This is a genomic window from Janthinobacterium violaceinigrum (assembly GCF_009208555.1).
Classification (GTDB): Bacteria; Pseudomonadota; Gammaproteobacteria; order Burkholderiales; family Burkholderiaceae_D; genus Janthinobacterium; species Janthinobacterium violaceinigrum.
This window is the reverse complement of sequence record NZ_WFLI01000043.1, coordinates 16,812-38,850: the sequence shown is the minus strand read 5'-3', so window position 1 is coordinate 38,850 and position 22,039 is coordinate 16,812. Positions and strand designations below refer to the sequence as shown.

Genomic DNA, 22,039 nt, shown 5'->3' with positions numbered 1-22,039 from the left:
ATCCTTGCGGGCGCACAGTTCAAAAGAATCAGGCCTTGGCCTTCTTGCCGAATTCGGGATCGATCTTGACCAGCGCGGCCATGATGAAAGCGGGAATGGTGGCGATGCACACCCAGATGAAGAAGTTTTGGTAGCCGAGCATTTGCTGGATCCAGCCGCTGGCCATGCCCGGCAACATCATGCCCAGGGCCATGAAGCCCGTGCAGATGGCGTAGTGGGCCGTTTTATGCGCGCCATCGGACACCATGATCATGTACAGCATGTACGAGGCGAAGCCGAAGCCATAGCCGAATTGCTCCAACGCAATGCCACCGGCGATCACGTAGATGCTGCTAGGCAAGGCCGTGGCCAGGTAGACGAAGACCAGGTCGGGCAAGTGGACGGACAGCACCATGATCCACAGGCAGCGTTTCAAGCCGAAGCGAGAGATGATGAATCCGCCCAGCAAGCCGCCCAGGGTCAGGGCGATCACGCCGATGGTGCCGTAGACGAGACCCACATCCTCGGTACTGAGGCCCAGGCCGCCCTTGGCGACGGGGTCGAGCAGGAAGGGCGCGGCCAGTTTCAGCAATTGCGCCTCACCAAGGCGGAACAGCAGCAAAAAGCCCAGGATGACCAGGATATCCTTCTTCTTGAAGAAGGCGGCAAACGTGGCGACGAACTCTTGCAGCGGAGACACGCCGGCATCCTGGATGCTGGGCCGGTCATCCTTGGGCTTGGGCAAAATGAAATAGTGGTACAGGAAGAGGGCGATGAACAGGCCCGCCAGAATGGCGAACACGACGGACCAGGCCAGCTGCACATTGCCCGTCGCATGCGTCAGATAGCCGGCCAGATACACGAGGCCGCCCTGGCCCGCGATCATGGCCAGGCGATAAAACGTGCTGCGCACGCCCACGAAGGCGGCCTGCTGGTGCTCTTCCAGGCCCAGCATATAAAAGCCGTCGGCGGCAATATCATGCGTGGCAGAACTGAACGCCATCAGCCAGAAGATGGCCAGGCTGATCTGGAAAAAATGGGGCAGGGACGTCGTCAGGGCCACCAGCGCCAGCGCGGCGCCGATCACCAGCTGCAAGCCGACGATCCAGAAACGCTTGGTGCGGTACATGTCGATGAAGGGCGACCACAGGGGCTTGATGACCCAGGGCAAGTACAACCAGCTCGTATACAGCGCGATATCCGTATTGGAAAAGCCGTAGTTCTTGTACATGATCACGGACAAGGTCATGACCACGACATAGGGGATACCCTGGCCGAAATACAGGGAGGGGATCCACAGCCACGGCTTATTTGACGGCTTATTCGCGCGCGCCGGGGCGGTTTGTTTCACAAGCTCCATACATCCTTCTTGGTCTCCCAGACAGAAGAATGCCGCGCCATCGGATCACGCCGCCAGTGCCGCCCGCACACTGCCGTCCGCGCCGGCCAACAATGCCTGTGCCTGGTTTGTGTTGATTTTTTTGATCAAGGCAACAATTGCCACCTTGACGTGAAATTGGCATTGCTCCAGCACGGTCCTGGCCTGCACTTCGCTGGCGCCGGTGGCATGCATGGTCAGACGCACCGCCCGCCAGATCAGCTTGGCGTTGGTCGGCTTCAAGTCTACCATCAAGTTTCCGTAAGTTTTATGCAAACCCACCATCAAGGCACTGGAAATCGTGTTCAGGGTGATTTTTTGCGCCGTGCCCGCTTTCAGGCGGGTGCTGCCGGAAATGACTTCCGTGCCCGTATCGAGCACGATACCGCAGTGCGCCTCGTGCGCCACGGGAGCGTCCACATTGTTGGCGATGCCGATGGTCAGGGCGCCGGCCTTGCGCGCGGCCAGCAGCGCACCCAGCACATACGGCGTGGCGCCGGACGCGGCCAGCAGGATCGCCACGTCATTGACTTGCGGCTGCAGGGCCAGCAAATCCTTTTCGCCTTGCGCTAAATCATCTTCCGCCCCTTCGACGGCAGTGAACATGGCGCCCGCGCCGCCAGCCAGGATGGCGACGGCCCGCTCGGGCGGCCAGGAAAACGTGGGATTCAATTCAACGCTGTCGAGCACGCCCAGGCGTCCCGACGTGCCAGCGCCCACGTACAGCAGGCGTCCGCCGGCAGCGATGCGGGGCAGGGCAGCCGTGATGGCCGCCCCGATCTGCGGCGACGCCAGCCGCACGGCTTCGACGGCCCAGAACTGGTCGTCGACCAGCGCCGCCACCAGTTGCTCCACCGGATACAGATCCAGATCCGGATGCCGCCGGCTCGGGGTTTCAGTTTTCAACATGATTTTCGAACATGGTTGAAGGTGAAACCAGTTTAATACCAACGAGCGGGATCAACCATGAAAGGATGGCAGGCGGGCATAACGGGAGTTTATGGCTGGTGCAGGAACGTGGTGTATTACTTGTACTTCGATACGGTGCCGTTTGTGTCTATACTTCAGCTCGACGCCAACATCCACGACACGCCCATGATCGCTCGCCAATTGCTGTTCCTGTTTAGCGCCCTTGGCGCCATCAACGGCATTTTCCTGGCCGTCTATTTTTTCAGCCGCCGGCCCCGCTGCCTGGCCGACTGCATGCTGGGCGCCTTGCTGCTTGCCGTCGGGGTGCGCACCGCCAAATCCGCCTTCCTCTACTTCAACCCGGCGATCGCCATCGAATTCCGCCAGCTGGGCCTGTCGGCCTGTCTGCTGATCGGTCCCTTGACCTATCTCTATGCGCGCGCTTTCATCGCCGGGCTCGCGCAACGGCCTGCTGGACAACAATGGCGCTGGCATCTGGGCTTGTCCTTCCTGCTGATCGGGATAGGCGTTGCCTTTCCGTATTCCGCGTACCGTTCGGTGTGGGACCTGTCGAGCCATGCCATTCATGTGTTCTGGCTAGGCTACCTGCTGGCAACCGCCAGGCTGCTCTGGCAAAGCCGCCGCGCATGGTGGAACGAGGGACAGCGGATGGCGACCAGCAGCGTGCTCCTGCTGAGCGTCTTTGCAGGCAGCTGTATCATGCTGGCGGCGTACGCGAGCACGCCGTTCACGTCTTATATTGTCGGCGCCTTGTCATTCACCTTCTCGCTGCATGTGGCGGTCATGGTCTTTCTGCTGAGAAAGGAAAGCCTGACGCCATCCGAGCCCAGGCAGAAGTACCAGAATAACCGCCTGGCGCACGAAGATACGCTTGCCGTGCTCGCTGCGCTGGAACAACAGATGAGCGGGCAGCAATCCTATCTGAATCCGAATCTGACCCTGGCCCAACTTGCCAAGCGGGCGGGATGCACGCAGGCGCAGGTGTCGCAGGTACTGAACGACAAGCTGGGCAAGAGCTTCACTACCTACATCAACGAATACCGCATCGCCGAAGCGAAACAGGTATTGAGCGACGAGCCGCAATTGAACATGGATACCGTCGCCGAGCGCTGCGGGTTCAATTCCAGTTCCACCTTCTACTCGACCTTCAAGAAAGTGACTGGCCAGACTCCCGCCAGCTTCCGCGCCCAATCTGGCCAGGCGGCCAGGGCCATTTCCGCGTAAAACCACTCCGGAATCGCCATTCCGGAGTCTGAAATCATGTTTGGCGACATCAATTCCCCGGCACTTCGATAAATTATCGAGCACCAGCGACCAGCATCGGTCGTTGCTCCGATAAACGTCATTCTTCATTCGAAGGTATAGCCATGATTCAGTTTTTATTGCGAACGGTACTCGCCTGTTGCTTGTTAAGCATCACCGCTGCCGGCACCGCCGCAACCGTAGACCAGGACGAAAATGCCATCCGGGAGACCGTGCGCCTGTATCTGCATGGCACCAGCTTCAACGTACAGGAGGAGATCAACCAGGCCTTTTATGCAAGCTCCCGCCTTTACCTGGACGGTAAAAACGATGCGGAATGGGAGTTGAGCGGTCCCGAATACGCCAAACTCTTTTCCAAAGAGAAAGCAATGCAATTCAATGGGCGCCACGGACGCTTGATCAAGATCGATGTGAGCGGCAAGGTGGCCACCGCCAAGGCCGAGATCCACATACCCCAACAAGGGGTCCGCTATGTGGATGTGTTTCTGTTGAAAAAGATCGCCGGCAACTGGAAGATCGTCAGCAAGTCGGCAGATCGCGAGCCCGCAGCCCCGCGCCAGGCACGCAAGGTGCTGCTGGTGGTGTCGAATGTGCATCAATATCCCGGTACAAAGGTTAACGCAGGCAATAATTTTCCCGAACTGGCCTATACCTATGATGCATTTCGCAAAGCAGGGTATACCGTCGACTTCGTCAGTCCCGAGGGCGGCGCCATTCCCCTGGAAATGATCGTCACGTCGGACGAGTTGCTCAAGAAGCATCTGTACGACAGTGATTTCATGTGGGCACTGGCCCATACCAAGCCCGTCTCCGAGATCAAGGCAAACGACTATGCGGGCATGGCCTTCGTCGGCGGCGGCGCGGCCATCGTCGGCATCCCGGAAAACAAGGCGCTGCAGGACATCGCCTTGCGTATCTACGAACAACAGGGTGGGGTGATCGCGGCCATCTGCCATGGCACCGAGGGCATCAAGAATCTGAAGCTACGTGACGGTACCTTCCTGATCCAGGGCAAGGTGCTCACCTCGTTCCCCGATGCGTTTCTCAACAAGGAATCGCCGGTATACAAGGCCTATCCCTTTTCGGCAGAAGCCAGCATCAAGGGCCATGGCGGCATCTTCAGGCACGGCGCCAACGGCAAGATTCACGTCGAGGTCGATGGCCGGCTGGTGACGGGCATGAGCTGGGAATCGTCCGTTGGCGTGGCGGAATCCATGATCCGCCTGATCGAGCAATAAATTTACGGCGCGCGGCGCATTTCGGCCACGAAGTCGTAATGATCGCTGCGGCAATACGAATGCGTGAGTTCCACCGCTTCGCCCGATTCCAGGTAGGCGATGCGCGTGATAAACAGCACGGCCTGCCCATCGGGGATGCCCAGCTGCTTGGCCAGCACGTCCGTCGCATTCATGGCGCGGATGTGCTGCAAGGCGCGCACGGGCGCCTTCTTGATACTGCTCAAGTATTCGTACAGGGAATCGCCCACGGCGCCCGGGTCCGACACCACGCTGAACGGCAGCACGCTCACTTCATACGCCATCACCACGTCGTCGGCCAGGCGCAAGCGCTCCAGGCGCGCCACTTTCGTGTTCTGCGCTAGGCCCAGGCTCAGCTGTTCATCGCTGCTGGCGATGACCACATCGCGCTTGAGCCAGCGCGAACCGGGGCGGTAGCCGCGCTGCTGCAGCTGCTCGGAAAAGCTCGACAGGTTCGACAGCGGCTGCTCGATGCGCGGGGCAATATAGTTGCCCGACCCACGGCGGCGCACGACGAGGCCTTGCTCGACCAATTGATCGATGGCCTTGCGGGCAGTCACGCGCGATACGTCGAGCAGTTCGGACAGGGTACGTTCGGATGGCAGGGCCTGGTCTACCTGGTAGCGGCCGTTGCGTACGTCATCGCTCAGCTTGCGGGCGATCTGCATATATAAAGGCGAATTGTCATTTAAATCGACCTTGAGTTCTACGCTGGTCTGGCTCATACAGTTCTCCTTGTCCTCCTAGTGTAATAGCGATGGCGCCTGCGCGTAGCCCGTCCACCCATGAATAAATGGAAAATGACCATAAATAACGGTTATACACTTAAAAAAACAATGTTTTACCGTACGTATAGCTTTGCATTATAGATAAATAAGCAATTTTCATTAGCGTCGCAAACCATCCCGGCCTATGCTGGTGGCGCCTCCACCACACTGCGACACAGGGAAACATGCACAATAAAATGACGGGCTTGCTGGGCTTGCTGCTACTGGGCACAACCTGGACCGCGCTGGCCGCACCGCCCGGCAGCGGCGCCGACACGACGGGGCCGGACGGCCAGCCGCGCACGCTCGACGCCACGCTGGCCGCCATCGTCGACGACCCGGCCCACCCGCTGGCCAGCCTGTCCGTGCTGGCCATCCGCCAGGGCAAGGTGTCGTATCAGCAGCAATTCGGCTACCGGCACATGGGCGCCACGCCGGCGGACAGCTTGCCCGTGACGCCGGCCACCCTGTTCCGCATCGCTTCCGTCTCGAAGATGATGACCACGCTGGGCCTGATGCGCCTGGTCGAGCAGGGCAAGCTGAGCCTGGACCAGGACGTGGGCGTCTACCTGGGCTTTTCCCTGCGCAACCCGCACTTTCCCCAGCAGCCGCTGACCCTGCGCAGCCTGCTCAGCCACACTTCTTCCTTGCGCGACGCGGGCGGCTATGCCTGGGGTCCCGAGCGCAGCCTGCGCGACGTGTTTACGGCTGGCGGCGACCTCATGTGGGATGCAGCCGCGGCGCCGGGCCGCTATTTCACGTATGCCAACCTGAACTGGGGCGTGATCGGCACCGTGATGGAAAAGGTCACGGGCGAGCGCTTCGACTTGCTGATGCGGCGCCTGCTGCTCGATCCCCTCGATGTGCGCGGCGGCTACAACCCGGCCGCCTTCTCCGCGGACGAGGTGGCCAATACGGCCACCCTGTACCGCAAGCGCACGCTGGACACGGAAGTGTGGCAGCCGGCAGGTCCCTGGATCGCCCAGGCCGACGATTTTCACGCCCGCGCGCCCGACGCGCCGGCCGGCCTGGCGCACTATGCGATCGGCAGCAACGCCACCGTCTTCAGTCCCACGGGCGGCTTGCGCATCTCCGCCGCGGGGCTGGGCAAGGTCATGCAGATGCTGCTCGATGGCGGCCGCCATCAGGGCAAGCAACTATTGCAGCCAGCCAGCATCGCCCTGATGTTTGGCCGGCAATGGCAACTGGCGCCCGATGGCGGCAACGGCGACAGCGAGCGGGGCCTGTACCGCGCCTGGGGCCTGGGCAACCAGCAGTTCGATGCGGTGGCGGGGCAGGGCAATGGCCTGGCCGAGGGCGCCAGCTTCACGGCCGTGGGCCACCTGGGCGATGCGTATGGCCTGGTGTCCGCCTTCGTGCTCGATTTCAAGAACCGGAATGGCATGGTGATGCTGGTGGGCGGCACGGGCAGCGATCCCGCGCAGCATGCGGGCACGTACTCCGCCATGGGGCGCAGCGAGGAACGGATACTCACCGCGCTCTACCGTGGTGCGATTGCCAACAAGCAGTCCTTGCATTGAAATGGTGCATTCCTGAAAGTTATGGCTGCACCATGATGTTTCATTGGCTGCGTTGGCGGCCAGCCTCTAAGCTCTTCCCGAATGCTCCCGCACCATGGGAGCGCAACGCAGCGAGGCAACATGCAGCAACAAGTCATCATCATCGGCGGCGGCATCGTCGGTCTGACATCGGCCTGGTGGCTGGCCGAGGCCGGCTACAAGGTCACTGTACTGGAACGCAACGAACAAGTGGCGATTGCCGCCAGCTACCGCAATGGCGGCCAGCTCAGCTACCGCTATGTGGCGCCGCTGGCCGATGCGGGCGTCCCCTTCAAGGCCCTGCAATGGCTGCTGCAGAAAGACGGCCCGCTGCGCTTCCGTCCCGAAGCGGACTGGCGCCAATGGCGCTGGATGGCCAGTTTCTTACGCAATTGCAACAGCGCCAGCAATGCGCGCACGACGGCCAAGCTGCTGCAATTGGGCGAACTGAGCCGCGCCGGCATGGCCCAGCTGGAATTGACGGTGCCGCCGGAAGCATATGCCTGGCGCGATGCGGGCAAGCTCATCGTCTATCGCACGCCCGCCATCTTTCAGCGGGCCGTGGCGCGGCCGGAATCGGAAGAGGCGCGCCTCGTCCTGTCGCCGTCTGAAGCCGTGCAGCGCGAACCGGCACTGGCGGCCCTGCAGGGCGCCCTGGCCGGCGGCATTTTCACGCAGGGCGAGGCAGTGGCCGATTGCCACGCCTTTTGCCTGGCGCTGGAAGCGCGCCTGCTCCAGCATCCGAACTGTTCGCTCCTGCTGAAAGGCGAGGCGCGTCGCCTCGTCACGCACAAGGGCAGGATCACGGGCGTCGACACCAGCCTGGGCCTGCTGCAGGCAGATCACTATGTGCTGGCGGCCGGCATCCAGAGCCGCGACCTGGCCGCCACGGCAGGGATCTACCTGCCCCTGTATCCGCTGAAAGGCTACAGCCTGACGGCGCCCATCCGCGCGCAAGACCAGGCGCCCGAGATCAGCATCACGGATTTCGAACGCAAGGTGCTGTATGCGCGCATCAAGGGCGACCTGCGCGTGGCCGCCATGGTCGACATGGTGGGTGCCGACAACAGCATCGACTGGGGCCGCATCGCCGGCCTGACGCGACTGGCGCGCGAAGCCATGCCGCACGGCGCCGATTACGACCAGGCCACGGCCTGGGCCGGCCTGCGCCCCGCCACGCCGAACAGCGCGCCGCTGGTGGGCGCCAGCAAATACGCGAACCTGTGGCTGAACGTGGGCCATGGCCCGCTGGGCTTTACCTTTGCCGCCGGCACGGCGCGCATCCTGGCCGATCTCATGGCCAGCAAGGCGCCGCCGTTCGCGCTGGACTTCCTCAGCCCGCGCAAATAGGCGGACGGGCAGCGGCGGCGACCGGCGCCGCCGTTATGGCGGATAATTGCGGAACTTTCCTGTTCCCTTTTTCCGTTCCTGATAGCCAGCGCATGCCCACACCCCCGAAATCTGCCGCCTGCCCCTGTGGCGGCGCCTCCTACGCCAGCTGCTGCGGCCCGTATATTGCGGGCGATGCCGTGCCGCCCACGGCCGAAACCCTGATGCGCTCGCGCTACACGGCGTTTACCTTGCGCGATGAAGCGTATCTGCGCGCCACCTGGCACGCCAGCACCTGTCCCGCCGACGCCTTGTTTGCCGACGAAGAAAAAGTCCACTGGCTGGGACTTGAGGTAAAATCTGCTTTACGTTTACGTCAACGTAAAGCAGAATCAGCAGATCAAGCCGAAGAGATATACCGCGACAGCGTGGAATTCGTGGCCCGCTACAAGGTCAACGGCCGCGCGCACCGTCTGCATGAAGTGAGCCGCTTCGTGCGCGAGGCGGACCAGCGCGGCGATGGCGCCCTGCGCTGGTTTTATCTCGACGGCAGTTTTCCCGAATAGCGCGACCCGAGAGACCGGGCGATAATAAAAAGGAACCGCAATGCCGCATATCGAAAGCAAACTCAATCCGCGCAGTGAAGATTTCAAGGCCAATGCCGCGGCCATGCAAGCCATCGTCGACGATCTGCGCGACAAGGTCGAGAAAATCGCGGCCGGCGGCGGCGAGGCAGCCGCTGCCAAGCACTTGGCGCGCGGCAAGCTGCTGCCGCGCGACCGCGTGCAGATGCTGCTCGATCCCGGCACGCCCTTCCTCGAGTTTTCCCAGATGGCGGCCTACGCCATGTACCAGGACGCCAAAGGCGTCGATGCGGCGCCATCCGCCGGCATCATTACGGGCATCGGCAGGGTCTCGGGCCAGGAATGCGTCATCGTCTGCAACGACGCCACCGTCAAGGGCGGCACCTACTACCCGATGACGGTGAAAAAGCATTTGCGCGCCCAGGAAATCGCCGACCAGAACAACCTGCCGTGCATCTACCTGGTCGACTCGGGCGGCGCCAACCTGCCGAACCAGGACGACGTCTTCCCCGACCGCGACCATTTCGGCCGCATCTTCTACAACCAGGCGAACCTGTCGGCCAAGGGCATCCCGCAAATCGCCGTGGTGATGGGTTCTTGCACGGCCGGCGGCGCCTATGTGCCGGCCATGAGCGACGAATCGATCATCGTCAAGGAACAGGGCACGATTTTCCTCGGCGGCCCGCCGCTGGTGAAAGCGGCCACCGGTGAAGTGGTGACGGCCGAAGACCTGGGCGGCGGCGACGTGCACACGCGTTTGTCCGGCGTGGTCGACCACCTGGCGCAGAACGACCTGCATGCACTGTCGCTGGCGCGCACCATCGTCTCAAACCTGAACCGCAAAAAACCGCAGCAGATGGACTTGCGCGCATCCGTCGAGCCCAAATACCCGACGCAGGAACTGTATGGCGTGATTCCCGTCGATACGCGCAAGCCGTTCGACGTGAGGGAAGTGATCGCGCGCATCGTCGACGGCAGCGATTTCGACGAATTCAAGGCCCGCTACGGCACCACCCTGATCTGCGGCTTCGCGCACATCTATGGCGTCAAAGTCGGCATCATCGCCAACAACGGCATTTTGTTCTCCGAGTCGGCCCTGAAAGGCACGCATTTCATCGAATTGTGCTGCCAGCGCAAGATCCCGCTCGTCTTCCTGCAAAACATCACGGGCTTCATGGTGGGCCGCAAATACGAAAACGAGGGCATCGCACGCAATGGCGCCAAGATGGTCACGGCCGTGGCGACGGCCGCCGTGCCGAAGTTCACGGTCATCATCGGCGGCAGCTTCGGCGCCGGCAACTACGGCATGTGCGGCCGCGCGTTTTCGCCCCGCTTCATGTGGATGTGGCCCAATGCGCGCATTTCCGTCATGGGCGGCGACCAGGCCGCGTCCGTGCTGGCCACCGTCAAGCGCGACGGCATCGAAGGCAAGGGCGGCGCATGGAGCGCGGACGAGGAAGCGGCCTTCAAGCAGCCGATCAAGGATCAATATGAACACCAGGGCCACCCGTACTATGCCACCGCGCGCCTGTGGGACGACGGCGTGATCGACCCGGCCGACACCCGCATGGTGCTGGGCCTGGGCCTGTCGGCCGCGCTCAACGCGGAAATCCCGGACACGAAGTTCGGCGTATTCCGCATGTAATCGGCAGGCAAGGGAGAAAACCATGGAATTTGAAACCTTAAAACTGGTCATCGAGGGCAATGTCGCCACCGTGACCCTGAACCGCCCCGACGTGCGCAACGCCTTCAACGAGACGACCATCGCCGAACTGGCGCGCGCCTTCGAGGGCCTGGGACGCAGCGACATGGTGCGCGCCATCGTGCTGGCGGCGAACGGCGCCGCTTTCTGCGCCGGCGCGGACCTGAACTGGATGAAGAAGATGGCAGGCTACACGCATGCCGAAAACCAGGCCGACGCGCTGCAGCTGGCGCAGATGCTGCGCACGATTTACCTGTGTCCGAAACCCGTCGTGGCGAAGATCCAAGGCGACTGTTATGCGGGCGGCATGGGCCTCGTCGCCGCATGCGATATCATTCTGGCTGCGGAAGACGTGCATTTCTGCCTGAGCGAAGTGCGGCTGGGACTGATTCCCGCCACTATTTCACCGTATGTCATCAAGGCCATGGGCGAAAACGCGGCACGCCGCTATTTCCTGACCGCGGAGCGATTCTCCGCGCAAGAGGCGCTGCGCATCGGCTTTGCCCACGAGGTAGTCGCTGGCGACGCACTGGACGCGAAAACCGCCGAAGTGCTGAAAGCGCTGACGGGCAACAGCCCGCACGCCGTGGCGCAAGCGAAAACGCTGGTGCGCGAAATCGTCGGCCAACCCGTCGACGATGCGCTGCTGGCGGACACCGCCGAGCGCATCGCGCAGATCCGCGCCTCGGAGCAGGGACGCGAAGGCGTGCAATCGTTCCTCGACAAGCGCAAGCCGAGTTGGCTCATGGGCTAGTTAATAGTCCAGAGCTCATGGACCAAGAATATTCATTGGAGCAGTTTTGAAAGCAGAAAAACAATCGGGCTGGGTCGAACGCAGTCTGCGCAGCGTGTGGCATCCGTGCACGCAAATGCAGCATCACGAGACGGTTCCCCTCATCCCCGTCAGCCATGGCCGCGGCGCCTGGCTGTACGACCACGAAGGCCGACGCTACCTGGACGCCATCAGCTCCTGGTGGGTGAACCTGTTCGGCCACGCGAATCCCCGCATCAATGCGGAACTGAAGGACCAGCTGGACCGGCTGGAACACGCGATGCTGGCCGGTTTCACGCATGAACCCGTGATCGAGCTGTCGGAAAAACTCTCCGCATTGACCGGCGGCGTGCTCGGTCACAGTTTTTATGCGTCCGACGGCGCCTCGGCCGTGGAAATCGCCCTGAAAATGAGCTTTCACGCGTGGCGCAACAGCGGCAAGGGCGACAAGCAGGAATTCGTCTGCTTGAAAGGCAGCTACCACGGCGAAACCATCGGCGCCCTGGCCGTCACGGACGTGGCGCTGTTCAAGGATGCCTATGGCCCCTTGCTGCGGGCAACGCAGACGGTGATGTCGCCCGACTTCCGCCAGGCGGCCGAAGGCGAAACGGCGCAGGACGTGGCGCGCCGCGCGGCCGCCGACGTAGAACGCCTGTTCCAGCAAAAATCCGAAAAAATCGCCGCCATCATCATCGAACCATTGGTCCAATGCGCCACCGGCATGGCCATGCACGACCCGCTGTACCTGTCGCTGGTGCGCGCCCTGTGCGACCGCTACCAAGTGCACCTGATCCTCGATGAAATCGCCGTCGGCTGCGGCCGCACGGGCACTTTCTTTGCCTGCGAACAGGCCGGCATCTGGCCCGACTTCGTCTGCCTGTCGAAAGGCATCAGCGGCGGCTACCTGCCCCTGTCGCTGGTGATGACGCGCGAAGACATCTACCAGGCGTTCTACAGCACCGACGTGCGCCGCGGCTTCCTGCATTCGCACTCGTACACGGGCAACCCGCTGGCCTGCCGCGCGGCGCTGGCGACGCTCTCCATCTTCGAGGAAGACGATGTGCTGGCGGCCAACCGGGTGCGCGCCGCCAAAATCACGCAAGCGCTGGCGCCGCTGGCGCAGCATGAAAAAGTACACAATTTCCGCCAGCAGGGCATGATCTGGGCGTTTGACGCCGTCGATGCGGCGCCCGATTTCTCGCGCCGCTTCTTCAGCACGGCGCTGGAACACGAACTGTTGATGCGTCCCATCGGCTCCACCGTCTACCTGATGCCGCCGTACATCCTCGACGACGCAGAAATCGCGGGCCTGGGCCAGCAGACCCTGGCCGTCTTCAATCATGTGATCGGGGCCTGAGATGGAACTGATCGCCCGATTACAACAGCAGCTGCAAGGGCTGGAAGAGCGCAGCCTGATCCGCCGCCGCCGCACCGTCGACACGCCATGCGCGCCGCGCCTGACGGTGGACGGCCGCGACATGCTGGCCTTTTGCAGCAATGACTACCTGGGCCTGGCATCGCATCCGCGCATCGTGGCGGCGCTGAAAGAGGGCGCCGACCTGTATGGCGCCGGCAGCGGCGCGTCGCACCTGATCAGCGGCCATAGCCGCGCCCACGCGCAGCTGGAAGAACGCCTGGCCGCGTTCGTGGGCGCCAACCTGGAACACGCGCGCGCCCTGTACTTCTGCACCGGCTACATGGCCAACCTGGCCGTGTTGACGGCCCTGTCGGCGGGCGACGCGGAGACCGAAATTTTCTCGGAAGCGCTGAACCACGCTTCGCTGATCGACGGCACGCGCCTGGCCCGCGTGAAAACGCGCGTGTATCCGCATGCAGACCTCGATGCCCTGGCGGCCCTGCTGGCGGCCAGCACGGCGCAGACGAAAATCGTCGTCACCGACAGCGTCTTCAGCATGGATGGCGACCTGGCGCCGCTGCCCGCACTGCTGGCCCTGTGCGAGCGGCACGGCGCCTGGCTGGTGGTCGACGACGCGCACGGCTTCGGCGCGCTGGGCGAGAACGGCCGGGGCGCACTGGAACACTTCGGCCTGCATTCACCGTACCTCGTGTACGTGGGAACGCTGGGCAAGTCGGCCGGCGTGGGCGGCGCCTTTGTGTGCGCCCACGCAGCCGTGATCGACACCCTGATACAAAAGGCGCGCCCATACATCTTCACCACGGCAGCGGCGCCCGCGCTCGCGCATGCGCTGCTGGCCAGCCTGGACATCATAGCCGGCGAAGAAGGCCGGCAGCGCCGTGCCCACCTGGCGGCGCTGGTGGCCCAATGGAACGAAGGCTTGCAGCTGCAGCGCTGGCAAGCCTTGCCGTCGCTCTCCGCCATCCAGCCCGTCATCATCGGCGACAATGCGGAAATGATGACCATCGCCGCCACCCTGTACGAACAGGGCCTGTGGGTCGGCGCCATCCGCCCGCCCACCGTGCCAGCCGGTACGGCGCGCCTGCGCGTGACCCTGTCAGCCGGCCACACGGCGCAGGAAGTGGCGCAATTGATCAACGCAGTCAACACCCTCGAAAGGACTCGCCATGAGCCTTGATGACCCCATCGTGGCCGAGGTGCTGGCGGACCTGGCGCCGGCCGTGCAGCCCGCGCCCGCCGCCACCGGCCTGCCATCGCACTTTGCCTGTTTCGTCACCGGCACCGACACGGAAATCGGCAAGACACTGACGTCGTCGGCCCTGCTGCATGCGCTGGTCGCGCGCGGCGTGCGCGCCTGCGGCATGAAACCGGTCGCCGCCGGCGCAGAAATGCGCGACGGCGAGCTGCATAATGAGGACGCCGACAGCCTGATCGCCGCCGGCAACGTCACCATGCTGCGCAGCCTGACCACGCCCTACATGCTGAAGGAGCCGGCGGCGCCGCACATCGCCGCCGCGCTCGAAGGCGTGAGCATCGAGTCCGTGCCCATCCTGGCCGCCTACCTGGAAATCGCCGCCGCCTCGGACGCCGTGGTGGTCGAAGGCGTGGGGGGCTTCCGCGTGCCGCTGTCGCCCGGTTTCGATTCGGCCGACCTGGCACAGCAGCTCGACCTGCCCGTGATCCTCGTGGTCGGCATGCGCTTGGGCTGCATCAGCCAGGCCTTGCTGACGGTGGAGGCCATCGAAGCGCGCGGCTTGCGCGTCGTCGGCTGGGTCGCCAACACCCTGGAAATGGAAATGCGCTTCCTCGACGAAAATATCGATGCGCTGATCGAGCGCATTCCGGCGCCGCTGCTGGGCAGGGTGCCGCGCCTGGCGCAGCCCAGCGCGGAAGCGGCCGCCGCCTATCTCGATTTCACCGGCTTGCCCAACTGGCCGGCGCAGCATCCAAACAACTGAACGTATCCAAAAATAGAAACGAAGGAATCACCATGTCTCACGTCCAAGAAGCAGCAAAAACCGTCGAACTGCACCGCCCTGCGGCGCGCATCACCGTGCCGGAAGCGGCCACCTGGCCCGTCGCCGACGTACTGGCACTGTTCGACCTGCCATTCAATGACCTGATGTTCCAGGCCCAGCAAACCCACCGCGCCAACTTCCCGGACGGCGACGTGGAACTGGCAACCCTGCTGTCGATCAAGACGGGCGGCTGCGAGGAAGACTGCGGCTACTGCCCGCAGGCGGCCCGCTACGACACGGGCGTGGAAGCGAAAAAAATCCTCGACATCGACACGGTGCTCGACGCAGCCCGCCAGGCCAAGGCCAACGGCGCCACGCGCTTCTGCATGGGCGCCGCCTGGCGCAGCCCGAAAGAGCGCGACATGGAAAAGGTCGAAGAGATGGTCAGCAAGGTAAAAGCGCTGGGCCTGGAAACCTGCGCCACCCTGGGCATGCTGGAAGAGGGACAAGCCGACCGCCTGAAAAACGCGGGCCTCGATTTCTACAACCATAACCTCGATACGGCACCCGAGTTCTACGACAACGTCATCTCCACGCGCGAATACCAGGACCGCCTCGATACCCTGGGCCGCGTGCGCGAAGCGGGCTTGAAGGTATGCTGCGGCGGCATCGTCGGCATGGGCGAAACGCGCCTGCAGCGCGCCGGCCTGATCGCCCAGCTGGCGAACCTGAATCCGTATCCGGAATCGGTGCCCGTCAACCACCTGGTGCAAGTGGAAGGCACGCCGATGTATGGCCTGGAAGCGCTCGATCCGTTCGAATTCGTGCGCACGATCGCCGTAGCCCGCATCACCATGCCGAAGGCGCGCGTGCGCTTGTCGGCGGGCCGCCGCCAGATGGGCGAAGCCGTGCAAGCCATGTGCTTCCTGGCCGGCGCCAATTCCATCTTCTACGGCGACAAGCTGCTCACCACCGACAACCCGGAAGCGGAAGACGACCGCACCCTGTTGAATAAACTGGGTCTGCAAACGCGCGGCGCCATGCTGGACTCGGTGCAGAAAGAGAAGTGCGGCTGCTGATCGAAGTCAACCGGGGTCAGACCCGCCGGGTCTGACCCCAGCTTTTGCTTTTGGGTTAAACAAGAACCCAACGTCTGTCCTGCCGGGGTCTGACCCGTCGGGTCAGCCCCCCAAAAAAACTTCCAGCCACGAGCTGCAAAGAGAGAGACCATGTTCACTAAAATCCTGATCGCCAACCGCGGCGAAATCGCCTGCCGTGTCGCCGCTACCGCGCGCCGCATGGGCATCCAGACCGTCGCCGTGTATTCGGAAGCGGACGCCAACGCCAAGCACGTTGCCGTGTGCGACGAAGCCGTCCTGATCGGCCCCGCGCCGGCCAAGGAAAGCTATCTGTGCGGCGACAAGATCATCGCCGTGGCGCTGGCGACAGGTGCGCAGGCGATCCACCCCGGCTATGGCTTCCTGTCCGAAAACGCCGATTTCGCCGACGCCTGCCAGGCGGCGGGCCTGGTCTTCATCGGCCCGCCGGCATCCGCCATGCGCGCCATGGGCTCGAAGTCGGCCGCCAAGTCGCTGATGGAAAAAGCGAATGTACCGCTGGTGCCCGGCTACCACGGCGAGGAACAGGATGCGGACTTCTTGCACGGCCAGGCCGACAAGATCGGCTACCCCGTGCTGCTGAAGGCTTCGGCCGGCGGCGGCGGCAAGGGCATGCGCGTCATCGACAACAGCGCCGACTTCAAGGCCGCGCTGGCCTCGTGCAAGCGCGAAGCGATCAGCTCTTTCGGCGACGACAAGGTGCTGGCCGAAAAATACCTGTCGCGCCCGCGGCATATCGAAATCCAGGTGTTTGCCGACACCCTGGGCAACTGCATCTACCTGTTCGAGCGCGATTGCTCGGTGCAGCGCCGCCACCAGAAGGTGCTGGAAGAAGCGCCGGCGCCGGGCATGCCTGCCGACCGCCGCGCAGCCATGGGCGAAGCGGCCGTCGCTGCCGCCAAGGCCGTCGGCTACGTGGGCGCGGGCACGGTGGAATTCATCGCCAACCAGGATGGTTCGTTCTACTTCATGGAGATGAACACGCGCCTGCAGGTCGAACATCCGGTGACGGAAATGATCACCGGCACGGACCTGGTGGAATGGCAGTTGCGCGTCGCCTTTGGCGAGCCGCTGCCGAAAAAACAGCATGAACTGGCCATCCACGGCCACGCCATCGAAGCGCGCATCTATGCGGAAAATCCGGAGAAGGGCTTCCTGCCGTCGATCGGTACCCTGCGCCACATGCAGTCGCCGTCGGCCGTCACGTTCGAACTGGGCGGCACGGTGGCTCCGGCATCCGTGCGCATCGATTCGGGCGTGCGCGAAGGCGACGCCATTTCGCCGTTCTACGACCCGATGATCGCCAAGCTGATCGTCTGGGGCGCGGACCGCCGCGAAGCGCTGGCGCGCATGGCGCAGGCGCTGGCCGACTACCAGATCGTGGGCCTGGCCAGCAATATCGCCTTCCTGAAACGCCTGGTCGAAGGCCAGGCATTTGCCAGCGCGGACCTGGACACGGGTTTGATCGAGCGCAATCAGGAGTCGCTGTTCCCCGCCTTGCAGGCGGCGCCCGACACGGCCCTGGCGCTGGCATCCGTCGCCCTGCTGCTGGAAGAAAAAGCGGCCGCCGAAGCGCAATCGGCCAATCGCGCCGACCCGTGGGGCAATGCCCTGGGCTGGCGCTTGAACAGCACCCTGGGACGCAGCCTGGCGTTTGCCGATGAATTCACCCATGCCGGCGACGGCAAGGCCTATGCCGCGCGCATCGCCTACCAGACGGATGGCTGGCTGTTCAACGACCAGGCCCTCAGCTTGACGGCGCGCACAGGCAATGAGCTGCACATCAAGCTGGGCGAGCGTGCCGTGCATGGCACGGTACTGCGCGACGGCGAGCAGTTCCACGTGTTTAGCAGCGGCTTGCACTACACCCTGCATTACAGCGACCCGATGGCGCATGCGGGCGAAGTGGAAGCGGAAGGCGGCCGCCTGACGGCGCCCATGCCGGGCAAGGTCGTCGCCGTGCTGGTCAACCAAGGCCAGGACGTGAAAAAGGGCGAACCGCTGGTCATCATGGAAGCGATGAAGATGGAGCACACGATCGCCGCGCCGCACGACGGCCTGGTGGAAGAAGTGCTGTACGCCGTCGGCGACCAGGTCGCCGACGGCGCGCCGCTGCTGGCCTTCAAGGCTGCCGCATAAGGAGCGCTCTTGGAAACGTCCATGCGCATTCTTCTACAACGTTCGGACGGCAAGGAAGCGGCGTGGATCAGCGACTTCCGCGACTTGCTGCCCGAAGCGCAGATCCACTTCTGGCGCGAAGGCGACACGGCCGCGCCCTGCGACTACGCCGTCGTATGGCAGCCGCCGGCCGCCATGCTGCCCGTATTGAGCGAAGTCAAAGCCATCTTCAATACGGGCGCCGGCGTCGACGCGCTCTTGAAATTCGGCGACGCGCTGCCCGCCCACGTGCCGCTGGTGCGCCTCGATGACGCAGGCATGGGCGTGCAGATGGCCGAGTATGTGAGCCACGCCGTGCTGCGCCACTTCCGCCGTTTCGACGATTACGAGGCGCAGGGCCGCGCCGGCATCTGGCAGCCGCTGCCCGCATTCGACAAGGGGGATTTCCCCGTCGGCGTGCTGGGCATGGGCGTGCTGGGCACGCGCGTGCTCGATGCGCTGGCACAGTTCGAGTTTCCCCTGCGGGGCTGGAGCCGCAGCCAGAAACACATCGATGGCGTGGCATGCTTCGCGGGCGAGGAGGGTCTGGAAGAATTCCTGCGCGGTACGCGCGTGCTGGTCTGCATGCTGCCGCTCACACCGGACACGCACAACCTGCTGGACCGCGCGCGCCTGTCCATGCTGCTGCCCGGCGCCTACGTCATCAACGTGGCGCGCGGCGCGCATCTCGCCGAGCCGGATTTGCTGACCCTGATCCGCTCCGGGCATATCGCCGGCGCGACCCTGGACGTCTTCCGCAACGAGCCGCTGCCGCAGCAGCACCCGTTCTGGCAAGAGCCCCGCATCACCATCACGCCGCATATTTCGGCAGCCACCCTGCGCCGCGAAAGCGTGGCGCAGATCGCCGCCAAGATGCGCCGCCTGCACGCCGGAGATTCTGTCGCTGGCATCGTCAACCGTTTGCAAGGATATTGAAATGAATCCAACTCCTAGTCTGCCCAAGCAGGTCAAGATCGTCGAAGTGGGTCCGCGCGACGGCCTGCAGAACGAAAAGGAAACCATCAGCGCCGCCGTCAAGATCGAACTGGTCGATCGCCTCACGCAGGCCGGTTTCGCCAACATCGAGGCAGCGTCGTTCGTGTCGCCGAAATGGGTGCCGCAGATGGCCACAAGCGCGGAAGTGATGGAGAAAATCGCGCGCCGCGCCGGCACGATCTATTCGGCGCTGACGCCGAACATGCAGGGTTTCGATGCGGCGCTGGCGGCCAGGGCCGATGAAGTGGTGATCTTCGGCTCGGCGTCGGAAGCGTTCTCGCAAAAGAACATCAACTGCTCGATCGCCGAATCGATCGCCCGCTTCGAAGGCGTGGCCAAGGCAGCCAAGGAACACGGCCTGCGCCTGCGCGGCAGCATCAGCTGCGCCTTCGGCTGCCCCTACCAGGGCGACGTGCCGCTGGACGCCGTGGCCGACGTGGTGGGCCGCATGCGCGACCTGGGCTGCGACGAAATCGACATCGCCGACACCATCGGCGTGGCCACGCCGCGCAAGACGCAGGCGGTGATGGAACGCGCGATCCAGGCTTTCCATGTGGGCGGCCTGTCCGGCCACTTCCACGACACCTACGGCCAGGCGCTGGCGAATATCTACGCCAGCCTGGAAACGGGCATCGCCATCTATCACTCGTCCGTATCGGGCCTGGGCGGCTGCCCGTACGCCAAGGGCGCCACGGGCAACGTGGCCACCGAGGACGTGCTGTACATGATGCAGGGGCTGGGGATCGCCACCGGCATCGACCTGGACCTGGTGGTCGATGCGGGCCAGTTCATCTCGCAGCAGCTGGGCCGCAAGGGTTCCAGCCGCGCGGGCAACGCCATTGCGGCGAAACGCCTAGGGTAAATGCAAAGGGGCCGATGGCCCCTTTTCTTATGCATGCCGCATGCACGAAAGACAGACGAAAAAAAACCCAAGAGCCTGAACTCTTGGGTTTTTTTCTACAAATTTGGTCGGAGTACAAGGATTCGAACCTTGGACCCCCTGGTCCCAAACCAGGTGCGCTACCGGGCTGCGCCACACTCCGAAGACCAAGATAATACAGGCCGTATCCACTTCGGTCAAGGGCCAGGTGAAACTCTGTGTAAATTATTTACGCGCAGCACTGGGACGCATGTATTTTTCAAAACGATTGAAGTATGCGACACTCGCTTGGCAAGTTTTCCCGATCAGACATGAAGGCGATGACGGCAATGGAGTTCAGTATCGAAAGAAACGCCGGAAGCGGCGGTGGCCGGCCCTTGCCGGACCGCCGCGGCATCGCGCTGGGCATCGCCGTGTCCCTGCTGCTGCATGGCGCCCTGATCTCCCTGTGGCGCCATGTACAGCCCGCTATCCAGCCGGATACGGCGCCGCGCGTGGAATCGATCGCCGTGTGGATACGCCCGCTGGCCGCCAAGCCGCCGCCACCGCCCGTCGAAGTCATCAAGCCGAAACGCGAACCCAAGCCCATCAGCAAGCCGAAACTGGCCACGCCCCGGGAAACGCCGGCGACAGCCACGGCGCCAGCATCCAGCCCGCAAGCGATCACGGTCGTCCCGGCAGCACCGGCCACGCCCGCAGCCAGTGCCGACACCTTCAGACAAGAAACACCGGAAACGCCGAAATTCGACATGGACGCGGCCAGAAAGACGGCGCGCAAGATGGCGGGCGAGCGCGACCCGTCCAAGGTGGGCACGGCCGTGGGACAAATCCCCGACAAGCCGCTGCAAACGGAAACCCAGCTGGCGCGCGACATCGCGCAAGGCAAGCGCGGCGATTGCCGCACCGCCTATTCGGGCGCAGGCTTGCTGGCGCCCGTGCTGATGCTGCTCGACAAGAAGGATAGCGGTTGCAAGTGGTGAGGGCGTGCTTGACTATACCCATATTGGGTACTAACATACCCAATATGGGTATATATGCAGACACATTGTTTTCCAAGACACAGCAACGCGTGCTGGCTTTGCTCTTTGGCCAGGCGCAGCGCTCTTTCTATGCGAATGAAATCATCGCCTTCGCAGCCATGGGATCGGGCGCCGTGCAGCGCGAGCTGGCCAAGCTGGTGAAGTCGGCCCTGGTCACGGTGAAAAAAGTGGGCAACCAAAAGCATTATCAGGCGAATCACGCGGCCCCCATCTTCGACGAACTGCGCAGCATCGTGCTGAAAACCTTTGGTGCCGCCGATGTGCTGCGCGTGGCGCTACAGCCGTACTGGCAGGAAATAGACCTGGCCTTTGTCTACGGTTCGATGGCCAAGGGCACGGAACACGCACACAGCGACATCGACCTGATGGTGATCGGCAGCATGGCATCGAACGCCCAGCTACTGGCGGCGCTGCAGCCAGCGCAGCAGCAACTGGGGCGCAGCATCAACCCCACCTTGTACACACATGAAGAATGGCGGCAAAGAATAGACGAGGGCAAGTCGTTCGCCGTGCGCGTTCTCGAACAACCCAAGATTTTTGTCAAAGGGGCCAATAGTGACCTCCTCAAGCTCACAGGCGCTGGCGAACCTGGCGCGCATCGGCCAGCTCAAGGCTGAGCCACCGGACGCACGCGAACGGGCGGGCTTGCTGCGCTCGGCCACTGTGCGCCTGCGCGATGCCAGGCAGTCGATACTGTCGCTGGAAAGCCGCTTCGACCTGGCGTATAACGCGGCGCATGCAGCCGCCTTGTCTGCGCTGCGTCAACATGGTTATCGCAGCGACAACCGCTATCTCGTCTTTCAAAGCCTGGAACACACGCTGGGTTTCACGCCACAGCAATGGATGCTGCTAAGCCAGGCGCACAAGAAACGCAACCTGGCCGAATACGAGGGCGATCTGGATGTTACGCAGGGCTTTGTCGACGAGTTGATCGAACATGTGCAGCAGCTGCTGGCGGCAGCGCAAGCGCTCGATGCCCCACCGCCGTCCTGA

Annotated in this window: 20 protein-coding genes and 1 tRNA gene; 17 read left to right on the top strand and 4 right to left on the bottom strand. The window is 63.3% G+C overall.

Annotation, left to right across the window (positions count from 1 at the left end; genetic code table 11):
* Window positions 1-28 precede the first annotated feature (28 nt).
* Window positions 29-1,339 carry an MFS transporter gene (locus tag GCN75_RS25245; protein WP_152284831.1) on the bottom strand — a complete coding sequence of 437 codons (1,311 nt, stop codon included), beginning with the start codon at window positions 1,337-1,339 and terminating at the stop codon, window positions 29-31.
* Between the two features lie 45 nt (window positions 1,340-1,384).
* Complete coding sequence (locus tag GCN75_RS25240) at window positions 1,385-2,266, bottom strand: N-acetylmuramic acid 6-phosphate etherase (protein ID WP_152284830.1); 882 nt, start codon at window positions 2,264-2,266, stop codon at window positions 1,385-1,387.
* Between the two features lie 57 nt (window positions 2,267-2,323).
* Here GCN75_RS25240 and GCN75_RS25235 point away from each other — a divergent pair, with 57 nt between their 5' ends.
* Window positions 2,324-3,511 carry a helix-turn-helix transcriptional regulator gene (locus GCN75_RS25235; protein WP_152284829.1) on the top strand — a complete coding sequence of 396 codons (1,188 nt, stop codon included), beginning with the start codon at window positions 2,324-2,326 and terminating at the stop codon, window positions 3,509-3,511.
* 143 nt (window positions 3,512-3,654) lie between these two features.
* Entirely contained in the window at window positions 3,655-4,788 is a 1,134-nt protein-coding gene (locus tag GCN75_RS25230; protein ID WP_152284828.1) for a nuclear transport factor 2 family protein, read from the top strand.
* 2 nt (window positions 4,789-4,790) lie between these two features.
* Here GCN75_RS25230 and GCN75_RS25225 read toward each other — a convergent pair whose 3' ends face one another.
* On the bottom strand, window positions 4,791-5,531 hold the full coding sequence (locus GCN75_RS25225) for a GntR family transcriptional regulator (RefSeq protein WP_152258956.1): 741 nt from the start codon (window positions 5,529-5,531) through the stop codon (window positions 4,791-4,793).
* A 227-nt stretch (window positions 5,532-5,758) separates the two neighbouring features.
* On the opposite strand from GCN75_RS25225, the gene GCN75_RS25220 reads away from it, so the two are divergent.
* From GCN75_RS25220 to GCN75_RS25165, 12 genes are all read left to right on the top strand, one after another.
* Window positions 5,759-7,114, top strand: a complete 1,356-nt coding sequence (locus tag GCN75_RS25220) for a serine hydrolase domain-containing protein (protein ID WP_226941562.1) — start codon at window positions 5,759-5,761, stop codon at window positions 7,112-7,114.
* 81 nt (window positions 7,115-7,195) lie between these two features.
* Window positions 7,196-8,482 (top strand): D-amino acid dehydrogenase, encoded by a 1,287-nt coding sequence (locus tag GCN75_RS25215; protein ID WP_152284827.1) that lies wholly within the window; start codon window positions 7,196-7,198, stop codon window positions 8,480-8,482.
* A 92-nt stretch (window positions 8,483-8,574) separates the two neighbouring features.
* Window positions 8,575-9,027, top strand: a complete 453-nt coding sequence (locus GCN75_RS25210) for a YchJ family protein (RefSeq protein WP_152284826.1) — start codon at window positions 8,575-8,577, stop codon at window positions 9,025-9,027.
* A 40-nt stretch (window positions 9,028-9,067) separates the two neighbouring features.
* Entirely contained in the window at window positions 9,068-10,690 is a 1,623-nt protein-coding gene (locus tag GCN75_RS25205) for a carboxyl transferase domain-containing protein (RefSeq protein WP_099403917.1), read from the top strand.
* Window positions 10,691-10,712: 22 nt separating this feature from the next.
* Window positions 10,713-11,501 (top strand): enoyl-CoA hydratase/isomerase family protein, encoded by a 789-nt coding sequence (locus tag GCN75_RS25200; RefSeq protein ID WP_152284825.1) that lies wholly within the window; start codon window positions 10,713-10,715, stop codon window positions 11,499-11,501.
* 46 nt (window positions 11,502-11,547) lie between these two features.
* Window positions 11,548-12,876: an adenosylmethionine--8-amino-7-oxononanoate transaminase gene (gene bioA / locus GCN75_RS25195; protein ID WP_152284824.1), complete on the top strand. Its 1,329-nt coding sequence runs from the start codon at window positions 11,548-11,550 to the stop codon at window positions 12,874-12,876.
* A 1-nt stretch (window position 12,877) separates the two neighbouring features.
* Window positions 12,878-14,074, top strand: coding sequence for an 8-amino-7-oxononanoate synthase (gene bioF / locus GCN75_RS25190; protein ID WP_152284823.1), 1,197 nt, complete (start codon window positions 12,878-12,880; stop codon window positions 14,072-14,074).
* Window positions 14,064-14,855 carry a dethiobiotin synthase gene (gene bioD / locus GCN75_RS25185; protein WP_152284822.1) on the top strand — a complete coding sequence of 264 codons (792 nt, stop codon included), beginning with the start codon at window positions 14,064-14,066 and terminating at the stop codon, window positions 14,853-14,855. The genes bioF and bioD overlap by 11 nt, the downstream gene beginning before the upstream one ends.
* A gap of 32 nt (window positions 14,856-14,887) precedes the next feature.
* Window positions 14,888-15,934: a biotin synthase BioB gene (bioB, locus tag GCN75_RS25180; RefSeq protein ID WP_152258947.1), complete on the top strand. Its 1,047-nt coding sequence runs from the start codon at window positions 14,888-14,890 to the stop codon at window positions 15,932-15,934.
* Between the two features lie 150 nt (window positions 15,935-16,084).
* Entirely contained in the window at window positions 16,085-18,112 is a 2,028-nt protein-coding gene (locus GCN75_RS30005) for an acetyl/propionyl/methylcrotonyl-CoA carboxylase subunit alpha (protein ID WP_152284821.1), read from the top strand.
* 21 nt (window positions 18,113-18,133) lie between these two features.
* Window positions 18,134-19,066: a 2-hydroxyacid dehydrogenase gene (locus tag GCN75_RS25170; protein ID WP_152284820.1), complete on the top strand. Its 933-nt coding sequence runs from the start codon at window positions 18,134-18,136 to the stop codon at window positions 19,064-19,066.
* Window position 19,067: 1 nt separating this feature from the next.
* A complete protein-coding gene (locus GCN75_RS25165; protein ID WP_152284819.1) occupies window positions 19,068-19,988 on the top strand; it encodes a hydroxymethylglutaryl-CoA lyase in 921 nt (306 codons plus the stop codon).
* Between the two features lie 104 nt (window positions 19,989-20,092).
* Here GCN75_RS25165 and GCN75_RS25160 read toward each other — a convergent pair.
* A tRNA-Pro gene (locus GCN75_RS25160) sits at window positions 20,093-20,169 on the bottom strand.
* A 166-nt stretch (window positions 20,170-20,335) separates the two neighbouring features.
* On the opposite strand from GCN75_RS25160, the gene GCN75_RS25155 reads away from it, so the two are divergent.
* The 3 genes from GCN75_RS25155 (at window position 20,336) to GCN75_RS25145 (ending at window position 22,039) form a co-directional block, all read left to right on the top strand.
* Window positions 20,336-20,986, top strand: coding sequence for a hypothetical protein (locus GCN75_RS25155; RefSeq protein WP_152284818.1), 651 nt, complete (start codon window positions 20,336-20,338; stop codon window positions 20,984-20,986).
* Window positions 20,987-21,051: 65 nt separating this feature from the next.
* Window positions 21,052-21,663 carry a nucleotidyltransferase domain-containing protein gene (locus tag GCN75_RS25150; RefSeq protein WP_226941561.1) on the top strand — a complete coding sequence of 204 codons (612 nt, stop codon included), beginning with the start codon at window positions 21,052-21,054 and terminating at the stop codon, window positions 21,661-21,663.
* A complete protein-coding gene (locus GCN75_RS25145; protein ID WP_152284817.1) occupies window positions 21,602-22,039 on the top strand; it encodes a hypothetical protein in 438 nt (145 codons plus the stop codon). Before GCN75_RS25150 ends, GCN75_RS25145 begins: the two co-directional genes overlap by 62 nt.